General features: G+C 72.4%; 22 protein-coding genes. 2 read left to right on the forward strand and 20 right to left on the reverse strand.

Translation table 11 applies throughout. The features are described 5' to 3' along the window. Positions 1-133 precede the first annotated feature (133 nt). The 15 genes from AB0K14_RS22655 to AB0K14_RS22725 all read right to left on the reverse strand — a co-directional run bounded on the left by AB0K14_RS22655 (position 134) and on the right by AB0K14_RS22725 (position 14,149). Positions 134-478 carry a hypothetical protein gene (locus AB0K14_RS22655; protein WP_360457007.1) on the reverse strand — a complete coding sequence of 115 codons (345 nt, stop codon included), beginning with the start codon at positions 476-478 and terminating at the stop codon, positions 134-136. Next, on the reverse strand, positions 475-1,452 hold the full coding sequence (locus AB0K14_RS22660; RefSeq protein WP_360457005.1) for an NUDIX domain-containing protein: 978 nt from the start codon (positions 1,450-1,452) through the stop codon (positions 475-477). The genes AB0K14_RS22655 and AB0K14_RS22660 overlap by 4 nt, the downstream gene beginning before the upstream one ends. Then, entirely contained in the window at positions 1,449-2,570 is a 1,122-nt protein-coding gene (locus AB0K14_RS22665) for a glycosyltransferase family 4 protein (protein ID WP_360457003.1), read from the reverse strand. The genes AB0K14_RS22660 and AB0K14_RS22665 overlap by 4 nt, the downstream gene beginning before the upstream one ends. Beyond that, on the reverse strand, positions 2,567-3,499 hold the full coding sequence (locus tag AB0K14_RS22670) for a phosphatidylinositol mannoside acyltransferase (RefSeq protein WP_360457173.1): 933 nt from the start codon (positions 3,497-3,499) through the stop codon (positions 2,567-2,569). The genes AB0K14_RS22665 and AB0K14_RS22670 overlap by 4 nt, the downstream gene beginning before the upstream one ends. Positions 3,500-3,510: 11 nt before the next feature. Further along, positions 3,511-4,119 carry a phosphatidylinositol phosphate synthase gene (gene pgsA / locus AB0K14_RS22675; RefSeq protein WP_360457000.1) on the reverse strand — a complete coding sequence of 203 codons (609 nt, stop codon included), beginning with the start codon at positions 4,117-4,119 and terminating at the stop codon, positions 3,511-3,513. Between the two features lie 60 nt (positions 4,120-4,179). Continuing rightward, positions 4,180-5,019 (reverse strand): helix-turn-helix transcriptional regulator, encoded by an 840-nt coding sequence (locus tag AB0K14_RS22680; RefSeq protein WP_360456998.1) that lies wholly within the window; start codon positions 5,017-5,019, stop codon positions 4,180-4,182. A 230-nt stretch (positions 5,020-5,249) separates the two neighbouring features. After that, complete coding sequence (locus tag AB0K14_RS22685) at positions 5,250-5,957, reverse strand: zf-HC2 domain-containing protein (protein WP_360456995.1); 708 nt, start codon at positions 5,955-5,957, stop codon at positions 5,250-5,252. Beyond that, positions 5,954-6,463, reverse strand: a complete 510-nt coding sequence (locus tag AB0K14_RS22690) for a sigma-70 family RNA polymerase sigma factor (RefSeq protein WP_360457170.1) — start codon at positions 6,461-6,463, stop codon at positions 5,954-5,956. Before AB0K14_RS22690 ends, AB0K14_RS22685 begins: the two co-directional genes overlap by 4 nt. A 15-nt stretch (positions 6,464-6,478) precedes the next feature. Further along, positions 6,479-7,303 carry an enoyl-CoA hydratase-related protein gene (locus tag AB0K14_RS22695; RefSeq protein WP_360456992.1) on the reverse strand — a complete coding sequence of 275 codons (825 nt, stop codon included), beginning with the start codon at positions 7,301-7,303 and terminating at the stop codon, positions 6,479-6,481. 9 nt (positions 7,304-7,312) lie between these two features. Next, complete coding sequence (locus AB0K14_RS22700; protein ID WP_360456989.1) at positions 7,313-8,524, reverse strand: hypothetical protein; 1,212 nt, start codon at positions 8,522-8,524, stop codon at positions 7,313-7,315. After that, entirely contained in the window at positions 8,521-10,023 is a 1,503-nt protein-coding gene (locus tag AB0K14_RS22705) for an amino acid adenylation domain-containing protein (RefSeq protein WP_360456986.1), read from the reverse strand. Before AB0K14_RS22705 ends, AB0K14_RS22700 begins: the two co-directional genes overlap by 4 nt. Before the next feature lie 387 nt (positions 10,024-10,410). After that, on the reverse strand, positions 10,411-10,959 hold the full coding sequence (locus AB0K14_RS22710; RefSeq protein WP_360456983.1) for an HIT domain-containing protein: 549 nt from the start codon (positions 10,957-10,959) through the stop codon (positions 10,411-10,413). Then, positions 10,956-13,019 carry a threonine--tRNA ligase gene (gene thrS / locus AB0K14_RS22715; RefSeq protein WP_360456980.1) on the reverse strand — a complete coding sequence of 688 codons (2,064 nt, stop codon included), beginning with the start codon at positions 13,017-13,019 and terminating at the stop codon, positions 10,956-10,958. Before thrS ends, AB0K14_RS22710 begins: the two co-directional genes overlap by 4 nt. 122 nt (positions 13,020-13,141) lie before the next feature. Beyond that, complete coding sequence (locus AB0K14_RS22720; protein ID WP_360456977.1) at positions 13,142-13,933, reverse strand: Clp protease N-terminal domain-containing protein; 792 nt, start codon at positions 13,931-13,933, stop codon at positions 13,142-13,144. 3 nt (positions 13,934-13,936) lie between these two features. Next, the gene (locus tag AB0K14_RS22725; RefSeq protein WP_360456973.1) at positions 13,937-14,149 is read right to left on the reverse strand and encodes a helix-turn-helix domain-containing protein; all 213 of its coding nucleotides are present in this window, start codon (positions 14,147-14,149) and stop codon (positions 13,937-13,939) included. Positions 14,150-14,294: 145 nt separating this feature from the next. Here AB0K14_RS22725 and AB0K14_RS22730 point away from each other — a divergent pair, with 145 nt between their 5' ends. Then, positions 14,295-14,909 (forward strand): hypothetical protein, encoded by a 615-nt coding sequence (locus AB0K14_RS22730; RefSeq protein WP_360456970.1) that lies wholly within the window; start codon positions 14,295-14,297, stop codon positions 14,907-14,909. A 2-nt stretch (positions 14,910-14,911) separates the two neighbouring features. On the opposite strand, the gene AB0K14_RS22735 is transcribed toward AB0K14_RS22730, so the two are convergent. Genes AB0K14_RS22735 through AB0K14_RS22755 form a run of 5 tightly spaced genes read right to left on the reverse strand, consistent with a single transcriptional unit; the run spans position 14,912 to position 19,805 of the window. Continuing rightward, positions 14,912-15,610: an FCD domain-containing protein gene (locus AB0K14_RS22735; RefSeq protein WP_360456967.1), complete on the reverse strand. Its 699-nt coding sequence runs from the start codon at positions 15,608-15,610 to the stop codon at positions 14,912-14,914. Beyond that, complete coding sequence (locus tag AB0K14_RS22740; protein WP_360456964.1) at positions 15,610-16,377, reverse strand: 3-oxoacyl-ACP reductase; 768 nt, start codon at positions 16,375-16,377, stop codon at positions 15,610-15,612. Before AB0K14_RS22740 ends, AB0K14_RS22735 begins: the two co-directional genes overlap by 1 nt. Before the next feature lie 11 nt (positions 16,378-16,388). Continuing rightward, positions 16,389-17,747 (reverse strand): aldehyde dehydrogenase family protein, encoded by a 1,359-nt coding sequence (locus tag AB0K14_RS22745; protein WP_360456961.1) that lies wholly within the window; start codon positions 17,745-17,747, stop codon positions 16,389-16,391. After that, positions 17,744-18,484 carry a gamma-glutamyl-gamma-aminobutyrate hydrolase family protein gene (locus AB0K14_RS22750; protein WP_360456958.1) on the reverse strand — a complete coding sequence of 247 codons (741 nt, stop codon included), beginning with the start codon at positions 18,482-18,484 and terminating at the stop codon, positions 17,744-17,746. Before AB0K14_RS22750 ends, AB0K14_RS22745 begins: the two co-directional genes overlap by 4 nt. Beyond that, positions 18,465-19,805, reverse strand: coding sequence for a glutamine synthetase family protein (locus tag AB0K14_RS22755; RefSeq protein ID WP_360456955.1), 1,341 nt, complete (start codon positions 19,803-19,805; stop codon positions 18,465-18,467). Before AB0K14_RS22755 ends, AB0K14_RS22750 begins: the two co-directional genes overlap by 20 nt. 179 nt (positions 19,806-19,984) lie before the next feature. On the opposite strand from AB0K14_RS22755, the gene eat reads away from it, so the two are divergent. Next, positions 19,985-21,400, forward strand: a complete 1,416-nt coding sequence (eat, locus tag AB0K14_RS22760) for an ethanolamine permease (protein ID WP_360456952.1) — start codon at positions 19,985-19,987, stop codon at positions 21,398-21,400. Positions 21,401-21,488: the final 88 nt, after the last annotated feature.

The raw sequence follows: 21,488 nt of genomic DNA on the forward strand, positions 1-21,488 counted from the left end.
CCCACCGTTCGCGTGACGAGCCGATCACTCCGGGCGGGGTCGGGCTCAGCCCGGCACGACGGCGAAGTGACCGAGCCGCAGCTGCCCGCGGGAACGGGAACGCGATACACCGATCGGCCGTGCGACCGACGTGTCACGCCTGCTCGGGCACCGCGTTCCAGATCGCCTCGAACATCTCCCGCGGGATCGGCTTGATCGGGTCGTCGTGGGGGTCGAGCGGCTCGTCGGTGAGACAGCCGTAGGCGTCCTCCATCACCCGCCACGAGTACCGGTGCATGCCGCCGGCCGAGGGGAGCTCGATCTGCCGGATCGTGATCAGCTCGCCGTCGTACTCCACGGTCTCGTAGAGCGCACGGGCGCCCTCGTCCACCCAGCCCTCGGCGTCCACGAACTCGAAGCACGCGCGCGGCCGGTCGGAGGCCTCCAGCGCGCGGTAGAAGGCGACCACGTCGTCCAACCGGCTCGATATCCCGATCATCGGACCGAACGGGTCGTGCCGTCCCACTCGACCAGCGCGCCGGGCAGCACCTCGGCCAGCTGCACCGGGTACACCGTCGCGTCGGTCGACGCCAGTTCCGCGGCCGACCACCACCGGTGTCGGCGGATGGTCTGCTGCTCGATCTCGTTGAACCGCGAGGTGTCCACGTCGACTCCCTCCACCCTTGCCACGAAGAACCACTCGACCGCCGCGTAGTTCAAGCCGTCGAAGGCGAACACGGCGTGCCGCTTCCACACCGGACCGAGCAGCTCGTCGCCGGAGACCTCGACACCGGTCTCCTCGAACAGCTCCCGCGCCGCCGCGGTCCGGACGTCCTCCCCGGGCTCGACCCCGCCGCCGACGGTGAACCAGAACAGCTCGTCCGGCCGGTTGGGGTCGATGCCCTCGAACAACAGCACCCGGTCCTCGGCGTCCAGCAGCACGACCCGCGCGGACACGCGCTGGGTCAACGCGGACGCCTCGGCGTCACCGCCGGGTTCGGCGATCTCGAAGTAGGACGGCGTGGGCGCGGTGCCCGCGAGCCGGAGCCACCGCACGGACCTCCGCCTGCGCAGCGCCAACGTGTCGCGCACGGCGTCGTTGTGCACCCGCCGCGCCAGCACCACCCGCTGCTCGGCGTCGGACAGCTCGGCCGCCAGCTCGGGTTCCCACATCGACCGGTCCAGCCCCTCCAGCAACGCCGACAGCCGGTTCTCGGCCGCTTCCCGGTCCGACCGCGTCGACCGCTCGGCCCGGTCCGCCGCCGCGCGCAACTCCGGTTTGCCGCACACCGCGGCCACCGCCCGGGTCACCACCGCCCGTCGCGCCAGGGCCGCGTCGAGGGCCGCCCAGGCCGCGTCCGTGCGCACGTGCAGCCGGTCGAGCCGGTTCGCCGTGCCGAGCGTCCACGGCCCGACCAGCACCGCCAGCGCGAGCAGCACCAGGAACGTCGTCGCGACGCCGGAACTGGTCACGCCTCACCCACCCGACGCGGGTCCGCGGCCATGGCGCTCTCGTACACCCGCAGCACCTGGTGCGCGACGATCGACCAGTCGAACATCATCACGCGCTGCCGCGCGGCGTCCACGTAGTCCGCCCGGCGCGCCGGATCGGTCAGCAGCTCGCGCAGCGCCGCGGCCAGCGCGGCCGGGTCGCCGACCGGGGTCAGCACGCCCGCCTTGCCGTCGTCCAGCACGCGCCGGAACGCGTCCAGGTCGCCCGCCACCACCGCGGCGCCCGCCGACATGGCCTCGGTCAGGATGATGCCGAAGCTCTCGCCACCGGTGTTGGGCGCGCAGTAGACGTCGACGCTGCGCAGGGCGCGCGCCTTGGTCTCGTCGTCCACCATGCCCAGGAACACCATCCGGGACGCCAGCTCCGGCCCCGCCTGCTTGCGCAGCTCGTCGGAGTCGCCGCGCCCGACCACCAGCAGCCGCACGTCGGGCAGGTCGAGCAGGCGCAACGCGTCGAGCAGCACCGGCATGCCCTTGCGCGGCTCGGTGAACCGGCCGACGAAGCCGACCGTGCCGCCGGGGCGCGGGTAGCCCTCCAGGGGTGTCGCGTCGGCGAAGAACCCGACGTCCACACCGTTGGGGATCTCCACCGCGTCGCCGCCGAGGTGCTCCACCTGGACCCGTCGGGCCAGCGCGGACACCGCGATCCGGGCCGTGATCTTCTCCAGGAACGGCTGCAGCACCGCCTGGAACGCCGACAGCATCTTCGACCGCGGCGTGGACGTGTGGAAGGTGGCCACGATCGGGCCGTCGGCGACCATCAGCGCCAGCATCGACAACGACGGCGCGGTCGGCTCGTGCAGGTGCAGCACGTCGAAGTCGTGCTCGGCGATCCAGCGCCGGACGCGGGTGAAGGACACCGGTCCGAACGACAGTCTCGCCACCGAACCGTTGTACGGTATGCCGACCGCGCGGCCGGCCGAAGTGACGAATTCCGGCATCGGCGTGTCGTCGTCGGCGGGCGCCAGCACCTCCACCTCGTGCCCGAGGCCCCGCAGTGCCCGGGCCAGGTCGACCACGTGCGCCTGCACCCCTCCCGGCACGTCGAAGGAGTACGGGCAGACGATGCCGACCTTCACGCGGATTCCCCCCGGCGGGCCAGCACCCGGCGCAGCGCCTTCTGCCTGCTCTCCGGCAGGTCGGCCAGCCACAGCTGCTGCATCATGTGCCAGTCGGTGGGGTGGGCGGCGATGTCGGCGGCGAACACGTCGGCGATCTGCTGGGTCGCCGCGGGCACGCCCGCCGTGCCCGACACCCGGATCGGCGGGTGCAGCCGGATGACCCAGCCGTCCTCGGTGAACCACAGGCCCGCCGGGATCAGCGCCGCGCCGGTGGTCGCGGCCAGGTGCGCCGGACCGGCGGGCATCAGGGTGCGCTCGCCGAAGAACGTCACGGGCACGCCGCCCGCGGTCAGGTCGCGGTCGGCGAGCAGGCAGACGACCCGGTTGGCGCGCAGCCGGTCGGCGAGCACCAGCGCCGGGTTGCGGTCGCCGCCGGTCAGCGGCACCACCTCGAAGCCGAGGCTCTCCCGGAACGCGATGAACCGCCGGTACAGCGACTCGGGCTTGAGCCGCTCGGCGACGGTGGTGAACGTGCCGCAGTGCCCGACCAGCCAGACGCCCGCCATGTCCCAGTTGCCGCAGTGCGGCAGCGCGATGACGGCGCCGCGCCCCTCGGCCAGCGCCGCGTCCAGGTTCTCGACGCCGCTCATCGTCCGGTGGAGTTCGGCGTAGGCGTCCTTCAGGTCCAGCGACGGCATCCGGAACGCCTCGCGCCAGTAGCGGGCGTAGGAGCGCACGGCCAGCCGGACCAGCTCGTCCAGCTCCGCCTCGCCGGCCCGGGGCACGACCCGGCGCAGGTTCGCCCGCAGCTGCCCCACGCCGGCGCCGCCGCGCCTGGCCGCCCGGTCGGCGACCGCGTCGAACAGCACCCGCGCCGCCTGCTCCGGCAGCAACCGCACCAGCCGCCAGCCGGCCGCGTAGCCGAGGTCGGCCAACCGGTGCTTCACGTCGCGGGCCTTCACGTCCCGAGCTCCTTCGCGGCGCGGCTCACGGCCAGGACGCGCTGCACGACGGTGATCGTCACGAGCGCGGCGAGCAGGTACGACGTCACCGGCAGCACGTAGGGCACGCCCAGCCCGTGCAGGCCGACTCCGACCAGGGCCAGGATGAACCGCTCGGCGCGTTCGGCCAGCCCGCCGTCGGCGGAGAGCCCGGACGCCTCGGCGCGTGCCTTCACGTACGAGGTGACCTGGGCGCCGACCAGCGAGACCAGGGTCGCCGCGGCCAGCCCGTGCTCGTCCGCGCCGAACGCCCACCAGGCGATGGCGGCGAACAGCGCGCCGTCCGCGATCCGGTCGCAGCTCGCGTCCAGCACGGCGCCGAACTTGGTGCCGCCTCCCTGCGCGCGCGCCATCGCGCCGTCGATGAGGTCGAACAGCACGAACGCGGTCACCAGGGCCGCGCCCGTGAACAGCTGCCCGCGCGGGATGAACCACAGCGAGGCGGCGACGGAACCGACGGTGCCCAGCACCGTGACGGCGTTCGGGGTGAGGCCGCGGCGCAGCAGCCACGCCCCGATCGGATCGGTGACGCGCGAAACCGACGCGCGGGCGAAGATGTTCAGCATGGGGTGGCGGGGCACCTACCGACGGGGACGGAGTGGTCCTCGGCAGCGTAACCGCCCAGCTCAGCCGAGCTTGCGGTGGTCCCTGGAGATCTGCGCCAGCAGGTCCTCCAACGCATCACCACGCACCGCCAGCCGTTCCAGCCTGCCGAACAGGGCCAGGTACTCGCGGACGTCGTGCGGGTCGGTGATGGTCGCGTTGCCGGTCAGCACGCTCAACGTCACCACCCGCTCGTCGTAGACCTGGAACCCGTGCAGGGCCACCAGGTTCGCGTCCGTCGTCCACGGCACCACGCCGAGCTGCACGTTTGGTCTTCGCATGATCTGCACGAGGTGGTCGATCTGCTCGCACATCAGGTCGGCCGACCCCATGCGCCAGCGCAGCGCGCTCTCCGCGAGCAGGAACACGAACCGCTTGCCCAGGTCGTCCATGCGGGCCCGGCGGCTGCGCAGGGTGGCGACGGCGGTGTCCTGCTCGTGCGACGGTGTCGTGTCGAGCACCACCCGCAGGTAGTTCTCGCTCTGCAACAGCGCGGGCACACCCGCGTTCTGGAAGAAGCGGCTGGTGGTGGCGCGGGCCTCGATGCGGGCCACGGTCTGCTGGTGCCGGTGCGCCCCCCGGTGCAGCACCACGCGGCGGGTCTCCGCCTCGGCGTGCAACTGGCGGGCCAACTCGACCAGCTCGACCCTGGTCTCCCTGGTCGCGGACAGTTCGGCGACCAGGCGCTCCACGTCGGTCACGGAGGGGAGGAGCATGCCGTTCTCGATCTTCGACAGCTTGGACTGGCTCATCCCGGTAGCGCGCGCCGTGGCCGTGCCGGTCATCTTGGCCTCGGTGCGCAGCCTTCGTAACTCGCGCGAGAGCCGTTCTCGGGCCAGCCGCGAACGCTCAGGTGCGGTCATGCAACGCACCGTATCGACGCTCACCCCTCTTGACGATCGGCCAGGAAGGTGTTGCCGCCCCGTCCACGACCCCCGGATGGTGATCTCAAGCACGGTCGGTGACGCCGGGCGGGACGCACATGCATCCGGATGTGCAGGTGCGTTTGCGTCGGACCCCAGGGCCGCAGGTCAGCGCGCCACGAGGGGGGTCCGCACGCCCGGAACGGGCCTGCGGCCGCCCCGGCGGCGGGTCAGAAGTCGACCCGCAGCACGATCAGGTCGTTCTGCACCAATCTGATCTCGACGCCGGTGATGGCGGACCGGGTCAGCTCGGTGGTCGCGATCGGCCGGGTGGTGGAACCGGGACCGGCCGTCCAGGTCGCGACCCGCACGGCGGTGCCGTCGGCCGCGACCACGTGCAGGGAGTAGGCGAAGACCGGCGGCGGCGGGCCGTCCGGCACGGCGTAGGAGCACAGCACCTCGATCCGGGTGCCCCACGGCTCCTCCACCAGCCGCATCCTGGCCGTCACCGGGCTGGGCACGGTCTGGTGCATCGCCACCTCGGGCACGGGCGGCGGCACGTCGGAGCCCATCGAGGCGTCGGGGGCGGCGGGTCGCAGGACCAGCGCGACCACCGCCCCCGTCAACGCCGCGCCGACCAGGGCCGCGGCCACCCGCACCCGGGCACGCCGCCGACGTGACCGCTCGGCGGCCACCAGGCCGGGCAGCACCGTCACGGGCAGCTCGTCGGCCTCCGGCTCCGGCCCGAGCAGGTCGAGCGCCCGGTCACGCGGCACGGCCGAGAGGATGCCGGGCACGCCCGCGAAGGACGCCACGTCACCCGAGCACTCCGGGCACCCGGGCAGGTGCCCCTCGAACTCCCGCCGTTCGCCGGGCGACAGCGAACCCAGGACGTACGCGGCGGCCCAGTCCCGGTACGGATCGACTGGCGAGCTCAACGTCCGGTGACCCCTTTCTCCTGCAGCGCCAGCCGCAGCGCTCGCAGACCGTAGTGCAGCCGGGACTTCACGGTCCCCTCCGGGAGGTCCAGCGCGACGGCGAGCTCGGCGACCGACTGACCCATGTAGTACGCACGCACGATCACCGTGCGGTGCTCGGGCGTCAACTGGGTGAGCACATCGGCGACCAGCCAAGCGTCCAGGGCCGAGTCGCTGGGGTCGGACCGGGCCCGCTCGGGCGGCCGGGCGGACCCGACCTCCCAGCGGGCGCGGGCGCTGCGCCGCTCGTCGATCACCACGTTGCGCGCCACCGTGTAGAGCCACGCGCGGGCCGCCGTCGGGCCTTGTTCGAGCACCTTGGGGTTGCGCCACGCACGCAGGAGCGCTTCCTGCACCACGTCGCGGGACAGCTCGTCGTCCCCGGTCAGCCGGCGCACGTACCGCCACAGGGCGGGCGCGTGCTCGTCGTGGAGGGAGCGCAGCAGGGCGTTGTGACTGTCGTTGATCGCGCACCTCCTTGGCTAGTCGTGCGGCAGCGGTGCTCCGGCGGCGGCCGGTGGGGTCGCACTCGGGAACGAGGGCGTGCGCTTCGCGAGGAACGCCGCCGTGCCCTCGCGCATGTCGTCGGTGTGGAACGCCGCGCGGAACGCGTCGAGCTCGGCGGCCAGCCCGGCGGCGACGGTGGCGCCGTTCGAGGCGTTCACCGCGGTCTTGGCCAGCGACACCGCCGTGGCCGAGTTGCCCGCGATCCGACCGAGCACCGCCCGTGCGGCGGCAAGCATCTCATCACGGTCGTCGAAGACCGCGGTGACGAGCCCGAGCCGCAGCGCTTCCGGCGCGTCGACGTGCCTGCCGGTGTAGATCAGCTCCCGTGCGGTCGCGGGACCGACGAGGCGTTGCAGCCGGACGCACCCGCCGAAGCCGGGGATGAGGCCGAGCACGACCTCCGGCTGGCCGAACACCGAGCGCCGGGTCGCGTAGGCGAAGTCGCACGCGAGCACCAGCTCGCAGCCACCGCCGAGCGCGTACCCGTCGACGCACGCGACCACCGGGCACGACACCTCCTCCAGCAGCCGGGTGACGCGCTGGCCGAGCGCGCCGAACCGCTCGCCCTCCGCCGGCGTCATCGCGGCCATCTCGCGGATGTCCGCGCCCGCGACGAACGCCGGGCCGGGCGCTCCGGTGAGGATGATCCCGCGTGGCGCCCGTCCGGTGAGGACCCCGGACAGGAAGTGGTCGAGTTCGGCGAGGACCCGGCCGGACAACGCGTTGCGCGCCGTCGGCCGGGACACGGTGACCGTCGTGACACCGTCCTGTTCGCCGATGAGCAAGGTCGAGTAGTCCACGGAGTCTCCTCACGAGTCCCAGATGGCGCCGAACGCGGGCACGCCCCGCGCCTCCAGCTCCTCCACGACGTGCCAGGTCGTCTTCTTGTTCGAGATGCAGATCACCGCCTCGGCGTCGAACTCCCGGTGCGCGCGCAGGGCCAGTTCGACCAGGTCGGGTTTGCCGTCGCGGACGGTGTCCCAGACCAGCGCGTCCGGTTGCACGGCCTCGATCTCGTCCACCAGCTCGTCGCCGTAGGTGTCGCGCGGCGTGCGGGTGGACCACACCAGGCGCGACGGCGTCTCCCGCGACAGCAGGTGGGGCAGGCACGGACCGATGCCACTGCCGGTGGCCACCCACACCACCCTGGTGAACAGCTTGTCGATGTTGCCGACACCGGCGGTGGGGACGCCCTTGACCCACAGGTGCGTCGGCAGGTCGTCGATCAGCGAGCCGGTCCAGTCACCCGCGCGGGAGATGGTGAGCCGGAACCCGGTGCGGCCGGGCGTCGGCACGTTCGCGAACGAGTGCCACTCCAGCAGCGGGTTGCGGCTCACGGCGGTCGAGGAACCGGCGAACGGCGTCACGCCGTGGTCGAACGACACGAGCGCGACGTGGCGTGACGGCCGGGAGATCCGCACCGGCACGCGACGCAGGCGCGTCCACGGCAGCACGACGCTCGCGACCACCAGCAGGAGCAGCCAGAACTGGGTCGAGCCGACGAAACCCGGCTGCCGGGACGCGTGCACGGCGAACAGGGCCAGCACGGTCCAGCCGGCGAACCGGTGCACGCGCTCGAACACGTCGTGCCGCCGGGCGCGCAGGGCGGGCAGGGCGAACACGACCATGGCGGTCAGCAGGCCGAGGATCGTCCACGTGAGGGGGTCGGCCAGGACCCAGGCCAGCACCGCGAACCAGGCGGTGGCGCACAGCGCGGCGCCGACGTGCAGGCCACCGAAGTGGTAGACCTTGCCCAACGTCCAGCGGACCCGCAGCGGCCACGTCGTCGGCGCGCTCGTGGCGAGGCGGAACAGCAGGTTGATCACGTGCTGCTGGCGGACCAGGACGGCCAGGGCGACGTTGACCACGACCAGGTCCGCGAGCGCCGCCGCGGAGTCCACACCGAACGACGCGACCACGTTGGCCACGACCACGGCGGCGGCGAGTCGGTTGTGGTGGGTGAACGGGCGCCTCCTGAGCCTGAGCTGCCACGGCGGCGGGTCGGTGCGCGTGGTGGTCATGCGACCGTCACCAGCGACGACAGCGCGGCCCGGTCCACTTTGCCCCGTTCGGTCAGCGGCAGGTCGTCCACCGCGATGACCAGCGACGGCACGCAGTAGTACGGCAGGGCGCGCGCGACCGCGTCCCGGGCCGCGTCGGGCGCGACGGTGGCGGGGCTGACGAACCCGACGAGCCTGCCCTCGTGCAGCACGGTCGTCGCACGGGTGCAGCCGGGCGTCGTCTCCAGCGCCGACGTGACCGCGTCCAGCTCGACCCGGAAGCCGCGGACCTTGACCTGGTCGTCGGTGCGGCCGTGGTGCTCCAGCTCGCCTTCCGGCGTCCACCGGACCAGGTCACGGGTGCGGAACATCAGGTGGTCGCCGCCGAGGAAGGGGTCGGGGCGGTAGCGCTGGGCGGTCAGCACGTCGTTGCCCAGGTAGCCCGCCGTGACGCAGGCGCCGCCCGCCCACATCTCGCCGACCTCGCCGATCCGGCACGGCCGCAGGTCCTGGTCGAGCACGTAGACCGTGGTGTTGGGCACCGGGCGACCGATGGTCAGCCTGCCCACCCGCGGGTCGTAGCGCTGCACGGTGTTGACGATCGTGACCTCGGTGGGGCCGCAGGCGTTGTGGAACGCCGCCCGTGCGGACCAGGCGTCGGCCAGGGGCTTGGGGCAGCGCTCGCCCGCCACGGCGACCGCGCGCACGTCGGGGCACGCGTCGGGGTCCACTGTGGACAGGACGCCGGGGGTGGCGATGAGGACGGTGGCGGTGCTCGCCGCCGCCCCGATGTCGCGGCCGCGCAGGACGGACGTGGCGCCGTGGGCGAGGGCGCCGAAGATCTCCCAGACCGCCATGTCGAACGCGATGTTGAGCAGCTGCGCGACCCGGTCGCCCGGTCGGATGCCCAGGTTGCCGGGTGCGGTGAGCAGGACGTTGCACAGGTTGGCGTGGGTGACGCGGACGCCGTTGGGGACGCCGGTCGTGCCGGAGGTGAAGATGACGACGGCGGTGTCGCCGTGCTCGGTGCGGGGTGGGCCGACGCGGCGGTCCGGGAGGGTGTCGAGGGTCAGGACCGCGGGTGCGGTGAGTGCGGGCGCGTGCTCGCGGGTGGTGAGGACCACGTGGATGTCCGCGGTGCGCACGACGTGGTCGAGGTGGGGACGCGGGGTGATCCGGACGTCCTGGGGCACGTACGCCGCGCCGACCTTCAGCACGGCGAGGATGCCGACGACCAGGTGGATCGACCGGGTTAAGAAGAGGCCGACGTGATCGCCGGGGCGCACGCCCGCGTCGAGGAGCGCGGCGGCGGCGACGTTCGCGCGGTGGTCGAGTTCGCCGTAGGTCAGGCAATCGCCCTCGTGCTCGACCGCGCGCGCGTGAGGCGACCGTGCCGCGTGGTGCTCGAAGGCTTGGTGGATCCGGTGGTGCGGTGGGGTGGCGCGCGGCCCGCCACCGAATCGTCGGAACAGCGGACGATCGTCCGGGGGCAGGCCTTGCACAGCGGAGGGCTCGGTCATGGCCGTCACAGGGTGTGCACCTCTCGTCAGCCGGGCGCGGTCACCCGGTCTGAACGAGACAGCCCCGCCGTCCGTTCAAGCCGAACGGACAAAAGTTGAACTTTCTCCAATCCGCGAGTCGAACACCCGGCGCCCGCGTGTCGAACACTCAGGACCCACGTGTCGAACACTCAAGCCCCGCGAGTCGAACGCCCAGGACCCGCGTGTCGAACGCTCAGGTACTCCGGATTCGACACTCGGGTCGGGGCCGGCGGTACCCGAGCGTGGAACTCGGGGGACGCGAAGGTTCGACTCGCGGGTTCTGGAGGTTCGACTCGCGGGTTCTGGAGGTTCGACTCGCGGGTTCTGGAGGTTCGACTCGCGGGTTCTGGAGGTTCGACTCGCGGGTCAGGAGGTGGTGGTCCAGGCGTCGGCGAGGAGTTGGCGGGTCTCGCCGAGCAGTTGCGGCAGGACCTTCGTGTGGCCGATCACCGGCATGAAGTTCGCGTCACCGCCCCAGCGCGGCACGACGTGCTGGTGCAGGTGGGCCGCGATGCCCGCGCCCGCCACCACGCCCTGGTTCATGCCGATGTTGAACCCGTGCGGGTTCGCGGCCTGGCGCATCACCCGCATCGCCTTGCGGGTGAACTCGGCGAACTCGGCCGTCTCCGCCACGGTCAGGTCCGTGTAGTCGGGCACGTGCCGGTACGGCAGCACCATCAGGTGCCCCGGGTTGTACGGGTACAGGTTCAGCACCGCGAACACCAGCTCGCCGCGCGCCAGGATCAGGCCCTCGGCGTCGTCCAGCCCGATCACCCGGCAGAACGGGCACCCCTCGGGCTCGTCGCCGACGGCCTTGCCCTCACCGCGCACGTACGAGAGGCGGTGCGGGGTCCACAGCCGCTGCAACGCGTCGTCGACCCCGACCCCGTCCTGCTCCTCGTACTCGTTGGTCACTGGACCAGTTCCGCGGTGGGCGACGCGTTCTCGCGCCGCGCCACCCAGTCCACGACCGTCTCGACCGCCCGCTCGACCGGCACGCCGTTGATCTGCGTGCCGTCGCGGAACCGGAACGACACCGCGCCCTGCTCCACGTCCTTGCCGCCCGCGAGCAGCATGAACGGCACCTTCTGCGTGGTGTGGTTGCGGATCTTCTTCTGCATCCGGTCGTCGGAGGCGTCCACCTCCACCCGGATGCCCTTCGCCTTGAGCTGCTTCGCCACCGCCGACAGGTGGTCGACGTGCTCGTCCGCGATCGGGATGCCCACCACCTGCACGGGCGCCAGCCACGCCGGGAACGCGCCCGCGTAGTGCTCGGTCAGCACGCCGAAGAACCGCTCGATCGAGCCGAACAACGCGCGGTGGATCATGACCGGCCGCTGCCGGGTGCCGTCCGGGCCGGTGTACTCCAGCTCGAACCGCTCGGGCAGGTTGAAGTCCACCTGGATGGTCGACATCTGCCACGTGCGGCCCAGCGCATCCCTGGCCTGCACGGAGATCTTCGGCCCGTAGAACGCCGCGCCGCCCGGGTCGGGCACCAGCTCCAGGCCGGAGTCCTCGGCCGCGACGCGCAGCGCCTCCGTGGCCTTCTCCCAGATCTCGTCGGAGCCGACGGACTTCTCCGGGTTGCGGGTGGACAGCTCCAGGTAGAAGTCGTCCAAGCCGTAGTCGCGCAGCAACCCGAGCACGAAGGACAGCAGTGACTTCAGCTCGTCCTGGACCTGGTCGGGCGTGCAGAAGATGTGCGCGTCGTCCTGCGTCATGCCGCGCACCCGGGTGAGGCCGTGGATCACGCCGGACTTCTCGTACCGGTACACGCCGCCGAACTCGAACATGCGCAGCGGCAGCTCGCGGTAGGACCGCCCGCGTGACTTGAAGATCAGGTCGTGGAACGGGCAGTTCATCGGCTTGAGGTAGTAGTCCTGGCCGGGCTTGCGCAGCTTGCCGTCCTCGTCGTACTCGGCGTCGAGGTGCATCGCCGGGTACATGCCGTCCTTGTACCAGTCGAGGTGGCCGGACGTCTCGAACAGGTTGCCCTTGGTGATGTGCGGCGAGTAGACGAACTCGTAGCCCTCTTCGGAGTGCCGGGCGCGCGAGTAGTCCTCCATGGCCCTGCGGATGACCCCGCCACGCGGGTGGAACACCGCGAGGCCCGAGCCGATCTCGTCCGGGAAGCTGAACAGGTCCAGCTCGACGCCCAGCTTGCGGTGGTCGCGCCGCTCGGCCTCGGCCAGCAGCTCCAGGTGCGCGTCCAGCGCCTCCTGCGACTCCCACGCCGTGCCGTAGATGCGCTGCAGCTGCGGGTTCTTCTCGTTGCCGCGCCAGTACGCGGCGGCGACGCGGGTCAGCTTGAACGCCGGGATGTGCTTGGTCGTCGGCACGTGCGGGCCGCGGCACAGGTCGCCCCACACGCGTTCGCCGGAACGCGGGTCGAGGTTGTCGTAGATCGTCAGCTCACCGCCGCCGACCTCCATGATCTCCGAGGAGTCGACAGCGGTGTCGGACAATTCGGCTTTGATGTCCACGAGTTCCAGCTTGAACGGCTCGGCGGCCAGCTCGGCCTTGGCGGCGTCGACCGACTCGACCACGCGCCGGTTGAACCGCTGCGCGCCCTTGATGATCGCCTTCATGCGCTTCTCCAGCGCCTGGAGGTCTTCGGGCGTGAACGGCTTGTCGACCCGGAAGTCGTAGTAGAAGCCGTCCTTGACCGGCGGGCCGATGCCCAGCTTGGCCTCGGGGAACTGCTGCTGCACGGCCTGCGCCAGCACGTGGGCGGCGGAGTGCCGGATGACGCTGCGGCCGTCCGCGGTGTCGGCGGCGACCGCCTCGACCTCCACGTCGACCTGCGGCGTCCAGGACAGGTCGCGCAGGTGGCCCTCGGGGTCGCGCACGACCACGACGGCGTCGGAGCCCTTGCCCGGTAGCCCCGCCTCGCGCACCGCCGTCCCCGCGGTGGTCCCCGCCGGCACCACCACGCGTGGTGGGATCGGGGCGGCTGCGGGGCGCGGTAGGGACACGGTGACTCCTCGGTGTGTGGTACGTCCTTCGCCGGAGATGTTATCGGTGCTCACCGACTCCTTTTCCGGCGCACCGGGTCGACCGGGTCCGGCCCACCGCGAGCACCCGGTCGGGTCGCCCGTCAGCCGCGGATCAGGGCGGGCAGCGCGTCGACCGAGGTCACGGCCCGTCCGGTGGTGCGCTGGTAGCGGCGGACGAGGTCGCGCAGGCGCACGTGGTGGCCGAGCCGGCGTTCGGCGGTGAGCAGCGGGTTGCGGCGCGGGGGTGGGAAGGTCGCCGCCAGGTCGGCGAGCAGTGCCGGGCGGTCGACGCCGGCGGTCTTGAGCACCCAGGCGACGCCCGGGTCGAGGGCGGTGAGGGCGAGGGCCAGGTGCTCGGGGCGGTGCTCGCGTTCGCGCCGGGCCAGGGCGAGGCGCAGCGAGGCCGAGTAGGAGGCCTGCGCGTCGAGGCCGAGGGGTGGGTCGAGGCGGGCGCAGCGCCTGCGCGCGCGGGCCGCGCCAAACGGCAGCAGCGGTTCCCGGCCGGCGGGGCGGTCCAGCGCCGGTGCGCCACCCCGGCCCAGCAGGCGGTCGAGGTCGACGCCCAGCGGCGCGAGCACGACCCGGTCGGCCGCACCGCCCGCGCCGAGCGGCGCCGCGAGGTGCGCGGCGTCCCGGATCGCGGAGGGGGTCGCGCCGTGGCGACGCAGGACGGCGACGAGCGGGGCGTCGGTGCGCGGGCCGTCGGCTCCCAGGGCGTCGGCTCCCGGGGCGTCGGTGCGCGGGCCGTCGGTGCGCGGCTGGTCGGCCGGTGATCCGGTGGCGAGGGCGGCCAGGAGGTGTTCGCTGCCCGTGCGCGGGTGGCCCAGGTCCCGTGCCAGCGCGAGCGCGCGGCCGATGGTGCGGTTCAGGTCGGGGTGGTCGCCTCGGAACACCGGTCAGTCCTCTCGGCCGTACTTGCGGTGGACGGTCTGCTTGGTCACGCCCAGGCGGGTGGCGATGTCGCGCCACGACCAGCCGGCCCGGCGCGCGGCGGCGACGTGCTCGGCTTCCAGCTGTTCGACCAGGCGTCGCAGGCGGGCCACGGCGCGCAGCCCGGCGTCCGGGTCGGCGCCGTGCGCGTCCGGGTCGAGATCGGCGATCGCAGCCATGTCGTCAACATATGCTGACGCCCCGGCGGGCGTCAACACATGCTGACGCCAGGGGTTCACAGCGGACCTACAGCCGACCATCAGGATCCCCTCAGGTCGATCACGCACCATGGCGGTCACCAGCACGGGAGAGCAGGAGTCCGCCATGTCAGACCCGAACCGACCACCGCACGACAACCCCGACCCACCGGACCGGACTCCCCCACCACCGGCCGCCGGGCAAGGGCCGGCCGACGCCACCACGCCCATGGCCACCCCGGCACCCGGCGCGGCCGCCACGACACCCGCGTCCCCCGGCACCGAGCCCACCGCCGGCCAGGCCGCCGCGGCCCCCGGCGGACCGATCGCCCAGCCCGGCGGAACCCCCGACGCACCGGCCGCCCAGCCCACCGCGCCCACCGCGCCCGGCGAGCGGGCCGCGGCACCGGCCGAACCGGCCGGCACCCCACCGGCACCGGGCGCGCCCCACCCAGGCCACCACCCGACGCCACCGGGCAGGGGCGCGGCGGTCGGGCGGGTCGTCAAGCACCGGGCCACCCAGCTGGTCGCCGTCGGCCTGCTCGGGCTCGTGCTGGGCGGCGGGATCGTGGCGCTGGCCGACCGCGACCACCACCACCGCTACGGCGTCGGCGCCGAACGGCCCGGTCACTCGCGGTTGGACGAGCGCGGCGACCAGGGTGATCGGGGCCACCGGGGCGAGCGGCCCGACCGAGGCGAGCGCGGCCCCGACCGGGTGCCCGGACCGGACTTCGAGCGCTGAGCTCAGGACAGGAAGCCGCGCAGCAGCAGGGCCGTGCCGTCCAGGTGCTCGGCCATCGCCCGCCGCGCGGCCTCCGGGTCGCCCGCCACGATGTGCGTGACGATCAGCTCGTGCTGGTCGTTGGAGTGCGCCAGGTTCGGCGGCAGCAGCGGTATCCGGTCCAGCAGCGCGTTGACCCTGGTGCGGGCGTCGGCGACGGCCGCGGTGAGCGACGCGGAGCCGGTCGCCTCGGCGATCGCCAGGTGCAGCCGCGAGTCCTTGCGCCGGTAGGAGTCCACCGACGCGTCACGGCACTCGGTCAGCCGCGCCACCAGGTTGCGCCGCTCGACCGGACCGAGCGCCCGGCCCGCCGCGCACTCCGCCGCGCCCGTCTCCACCGCCGCGCGCAACGTCAACGCGTCCGCCAGCTCCACCGGGTCGACCCGCCGGTCGGGCGCGGGCACCGGCAGCGGCGAGTTCACGAACGTCCCGCCGTACCGGCCGCGCCGCGACTCGACGTACCCGGCGTCCTGCAACGACCGGATCGCCTCGCGCAACGTCACCCGGCTGACGCCCAACCGGGTCGCCAGGTCGCGTTCCGCGGGCAACCGCTCCCCCGGCCCCACCACACCGAGCCGGATCGCCTGCATGAGCCGTTCCACGGTCTCCTCGAACGCGTTGCCCGCCCGCACCGGCCGGAACAACGCGTCCGGCAACGGCATCACAGCGGTGTCACGTAGGCACCGGCGATGCCGCCGTCCACCAGGAAGTTCGACGCGGTGATGAACGACGAGTCGTCACTGGCCAGGAACGCCACCGCGGCCGCGATCTCCTCCGGCTCGGCGAACCGGCCCAGCGGCACGTGCACCAACCGCCGCGCGGCCCGCTCCGGGTCCTTCGCGAACAGCTCGCGCAACAGCGGCGTGTTCACCGGTCCGGGTGACAGCGCGTTGACCCGCACTCCTTGCCGGGCGAACTGCACGCCCAGCTCGCGGCTCATCGCCAGCACACCGCCCTTGGACGCCGTGTACGAGATCTGGGAGGTCGCCGCGCCCATCGTCGCCACGAACGACGCCGTGTTGATCACCGATCCGCGACCCCGCTCCAGCATGTGCGGGATCGCGTACTTGCAGCACAGGTACACCGACGTCAGGTTGACCTTCTGCACCCGGTCCCACGCCTCGATGCCCGTGGTCAGGATCGAGTCGTCGTCCGGCGGCGAGATGCCCGCGTTGTTGAAGGCGACGTCCACCGAGCCGTAGGTGTCCACAGTGGTCTGGTACAGCGCCGACACCTGCTCCTCGTCGGTCACGTCGACCGGCACGAACAGCCCGCCCACCTCGTCCGCCGCCGCCTTGCCCGTGTCGGCGTCGACATCGGCGACGACGACCCGCGCGCCCTCCGACGCCAGCCGCCGCACCGAGGCCAGCCCGATGCCGCTGCCACCGCCGGTGACCACGGCAACCCGGCCCTCAAGTCGCACAACCATGTCTCTCCCAATCAGTGAGCGATGAAGACGTTCTTGGTCTCGGTGAACGAGTCGAGGGCGTCCGGCCCCAGCTCACGTCCCAACCCGGACTGCTTGAACCCGCCGAACGGGGTCCAGTACCGCACCGACGAGTGCGAGTTGACCGACAGGTTCCCCGCCTCGACGGCACGCGACACGCGCAGTGCCCGCCCCACGTCCCGGGTCCAGATCGACCCCGACAGGCCGTAGGCGCTGTCGTTGGCCAGCCGCACCGCGTCCTCCTCGTCGGTGAACGGCAGCACGGCCACCACCGGCCCGAAGATCTCCTCCACGGCCGCGCGGTCACCGGGCGCGACGGGGGCGAGGACCGTCGGGGGGAACCAGAAGCCGGCGCCCTCGGGCGCGGAGCCGCGGAACGCCACCGGCGCGTCGGACGGCACGTAGGACGCGACCTTCTCCCGGTGCGCGGCGGAGATCAGCGGTCCCATCTCGGTCGCCTCGTCGCCCGGTTCGCCGACCACGACCCCCTTGACCGCGGGCTCCAGCAACTCCATGAACCGGTCGTACACCGACGCCTGGACCAGGATCCGGGACCGGGCGCAGCAGTCCTGACCGGCGTTGTCGAACACCCCGTACGGCGCGGTGGCGGCGGCGCGCTCCAAGTCGGCGTCGGCGAACACGACGTTGGCCGACTTGCCGCCCAGCTCCAGCGTCACCCGCTTCACCTGCTCGGCGCAGCCCGCCATGATCTGCTTGCCGACCCGGGTGGACCCGGTGAACACGACCTTGCGCACGTCGGGGTGCGTGACGAACCGCTGCCCCACCACCGGTCCGGCGCCCGGCAGCACCTGGAACACGTCCGGTGGGATCCCGGCCTCCAAGGCCAGCTCGGCCAACCGCAACGCGGTCAACGGCGTCAGCTCGGCGGGCTTGAGCACCACCGTGTTCCCGGCCGCCAGCGCGGGCGCGAAGCCCCACGCGGCGATCGGCATCGGGAAGTTCCACGGCACGATCACGCCCACGACGCCCACGGGCTCGTGGAACGTGACGTTCAGCCCGCCCGGCACCGGGATCTGCTTGCCGAACAACCGTTCCGGCGCGGCAGAGTAGTAGTGCAGCACGTCCCGCACGTTCCCGGCTTCCCACCGGGCGTTGCCGATGGTGTGCCCGGCGTTGAGCACCTCCAGCGCCGCCAGCTCCTCCAGCGCGCCGTCGACCGCCTCGGCGAAGCGCCGCAGGAGTCGGGCCCGGTCACCCGGCGCGACCGCGCGCCACCCGGGCAACGCCGCCGACGCGCGGGCGATCGCCGCGTCGGTCTCCTCCGCCGTCGCCAGGGGCACCGAGCGGACCACCTCCTCGGTGGCCGGGTTGATCACGTCGAACGCGGTCACTTCACTCCCCTGTCCACTGCGGCCCTGTCTGATGTGGCCCGGTCGGACGCGGCGCCGACGAGCGCGGCGAACAACCGGTCGTCCTCGCTGTCGGCCTCCGGGTGGGACTGCACGCCGAGCGCGAACCGTGTGCCCGGCAGCTCCACCGCCTCCACGGTGCCGTCCGGCGCGCCCGCGACCACCCGCAGGCCATCGCCGAGCACGTCCAGCGCCTGGTGGTGGTGGCAGTACACGGTGGTCGCCAGGCCGACGATCCCAGCCAGCGCCGAACCGGGCGCGACCGCGATCCCGGTGTGCCCGTAAACGCCGGGCGCCGGGTTGTGGCCGTCCACGTGCTGCACGAGGGTGCCGCCCAGGGCCACGTTGAGCACCTGCATCCCCCGGCACACCGCGAGCAGCGGCAGGTCCAGCTTCAGCGCCGCGCGGGCCAGGTCCAGCTCGACCCGGTCCCGCTCCGGCCGCGCCGGTCCGGTGCGCGGGTCGCGCGGCCGCCCGTACAGCTCAGGGTCGATGTCCGCGCCGCCCGCCAGCACCAGGCCGTCGAGGAAGGCGGCGCTGTCGGCGTCCCACGTGCCGACCGGCGGCAGCAGCACCGGGTTGCCGCCCGCCCGCACCACCGAGTCGAGGTAGTCGCGGTGCAGCACCGCCGCCTCCACGTCCCAGACGCCGAACCTCACGCGTTCCAGGTAGGTGCTGACCCCGATGAGGGGCCGTGCCCTAGAGCCGTTCGAAACCACGGATCCGCTCCCAGTCCGTCACCGACTTCTCGAACGCGGCCAGCTCCACCCGGGCCGCGTTGAGGTAGTGCTCGACCACGTCCTGGCCGAACGCCTCCCGGGCGAGTTCGCTCTTGGCCAGCAGGGACGCGGCGTCGCGCAGCGTGGCGGGCACCGTGGGCCGGTCGGAGGCGTAGGCGTTGCCGACGAACTCCTCCTCCAGCGGCAGCTCGTTGTCCACGCCGTGCAGACCGGCCGCGATCAGCGCGGCCACGGCCAGGTACGGGTTGACGTCGGCGCCGGGCACCCGGTTCTCGAACCGCAGCGACTGGCCGTGCCCGACCACGCGCAGCGCGCACGTCCGGTTGTCCTTGCCCCACGCCACCGCGGTCGGCGCGAAGCTGCCCTCCGCGAACCGCTTGTAGGAGTTGATGTTCGGGGCCAGGAAGTAGGTCAGCTCGCGCAGCGCGGCCAGCTGCCCGGCCATGAAGTGCTCCATGAGCTTGGACATGCCGTGCCCCTCGGCGAACACCGGCTCGCCGTCGGCCGAGCGCAGGCTGAGGTGGACGTGGCAGGAGCTGCCCTCGCGCTCGTCGTACTTGGCCATGAACGTCAGCGACCTGCCCTGCTGCGCCGCGATCTCCTTGGCGCCGTTCTTGTAGATGCTGTGGTTGTCGCAGGTCGCCAGCGCCTCGGTGTAGCGGAACGCGATCTCGTGCTGGCCGGGGTTGCACTCGCCCTTGGCCGACTCGACCACCATGCCGGCACCGGTCATGTGGTTGCGGATGGCGCGCAGCAGCGGCTCGACGCGCGCGGTGCCCAGCAGCGAGTAGTCCACGTTGTACTGGTTGGCCGGGGTGAGGCCGCGGTAGCCGCGGTCCCAGGCGTCCTCGTAGGTGTTGTCGAAGACGATGAACTCCAGCTCCGTGCCGACGAACGCGCTCAGTCCCCGTTCGGCGAGCCGGTCGAGCTGGCGCTTGAGGATCTGCCGCGGCGAGGCCACCACCGGCTCGCCGTCCTCCCAGACCAGGTCGCACATGACCAGCGCGGTGCCCTCCTGCCACGGCACGCGGCGCAGCGTGGACAGGTCCGGCTTCATCACGAAGTCGCCGTAGCCGCTCTCCCACGACGACATGGCGTAGCCGCCGACGGTGTTCATCTCCACGTCGACGGCCAGCAGGTAGTTGCAGCCCTCGGCGGAGTTCGGCAGGACCTCGTCCAGGAAGTAGCGCGCGGCGCAGCGCTTGCCCTGGAGGCGGCCCTGCATGTCGACGACGGCGACCAGCACCGTGTCGACCTCCCCGGCGTCCACGAGCACGCGCAACTCCTCCACGGCGAGCATCCGCAGTACCTCCCAAAGGTATGTCAGCGAGCCATTGGACACCTCATCTTGACACCTTCGAGTGAAGGCCGCCACACCCTCCGGCGGCACGTTGGCGACGTACTCCCTGTTGACACGATCCGGTGACGCGCGCCACTCTCCCCTGCAAAGGAGCGCGACTGACCCATTAGGGAGCGCAGATGGCCAAACACGTCGAGTACGAGAAGGTGGGCAGCGAGTACCTGGAGCACCGGCAGCTCAAGCGGGGCGCGGCCGGCTGGGTGTTGTTGGCGGGTCTGGGTGTTTCGTACGTCATCTCCGGCGACTTCGCCGGGTGGAACTTCGGGCTCGCCCAGGGCGGCTGGGGCGGGCTGCTGGTCGCGACGATCCTGATGGGCGCCATGTACACGTGCATGGTGTTCGGCCTGGCGGAGCTGGCCGCCGCGCTGCCCGTGGCCGGCGCCGGGTACGGCTTCGCGCGCCGCGCGCTGGGACCGCTGGGCGGTTTCGCGACCGGCATCGCGATCCTGGTCGAGTACGCCATCGCGCCCGCCGCGATCGTCGTGTTCATCGGCGACTACGTCCAGGCGCTCGGGCTGTTCGGGCTCACCAGCTCGTGGCCGGTGTACCTGGTCTGCTACCTGATCTTCGTCGGCGTGCACCTGTACGGCGTCGGCGAGGCGTTGCGGCTGATGTTCGTCATCACCGGTGTCGCGGTGCTCGCGCTGATCGCCTTCGTCGTCGGGATGATCCCGAAGTTCGACTCGGCCAAGCTGTTCGACATCGGGGACGGCAGCTTCCTGCCGTTCGGGTTCACCGGTGCCCTCGGCGCGCTGGTGTTCGCGATCTGGTTCTTCCTGGCGGTCGAGGGCGTGCCGCTGGCGGCGGAGGAGGCGCGCGACCCGAAGAAGGACATGCCGCGCGGCATCATCGGCGCGATGCTGGCGCTGCTGGTGTTCGCGGCGGCCATCCTGGTGTTCGCACCGGGTGGCGCGGGCTCGGCGGCGTTGATGTCGTCCGGCAACCCGCTGCCCGAGGCGGTGCGCGCGGCCTACGGCGGCGACAACGCGCTCGCGCGGATCGTGAACTACGTGGGCCTGGCCGGGCTGGTGGCGTCGTTCTTCTCGATCATCTTCGCGTACTCGCGGCAGCTGTTCGCGCTGTCGCGCGCGGGGTACCTGCCGCGTTGGCTGTCGAAGACCGGCAAGCGCAAGACGCCGTACCTGGCGTTGATCGTGCCCGGCACCATCGGGTTCATCCTCGCGGCGATCCTGAAGAGCGGCGCGACGCTGATCAACGTCGCGGTGTTCGGCGCGGCGCTGTCGTACGTGCTGATGATGGTGGCGCACATCGTGCTGCGCGTGCGCGAGCCCGGGTTGGAGCGCCCGTACCGGACGCCGGGCGGCGTCTTCACGACCGGGGTGGCCCTGGTGCTCGCGGTGGCGGCGGTCGTGGCGACGTTCATCGTGGACGAGCTGGCCGCCGGGATCACCGCGGGCATCGTCGTGGTGGCGCTGGCGTACTTCTGGTTCTACAGCCGGCACCACCTCGTGGCCGCCGCGCCGGAGGAGGAGTTCGCCGCCATCGCGCAGGCGGAGGAGGAGTTGAAGGACTGACCGGCGCGTCGGGTGGCGGTGGACGCCGCCACCCGACGTGATTGCGGTTCCACCGATCGTGTACGGCAAGTCTTTCCGCACGTGGGAA

It is taken from the genome of Actinosynnema sp. NPDC050801, from assembly GCF_040673975.1.
Taxonomy (GTDB): Bacteria; Actinomycetota; Actinomycetes; order Mycobacteriales; family Pseudonocardiaceae; genus Actinosynnema.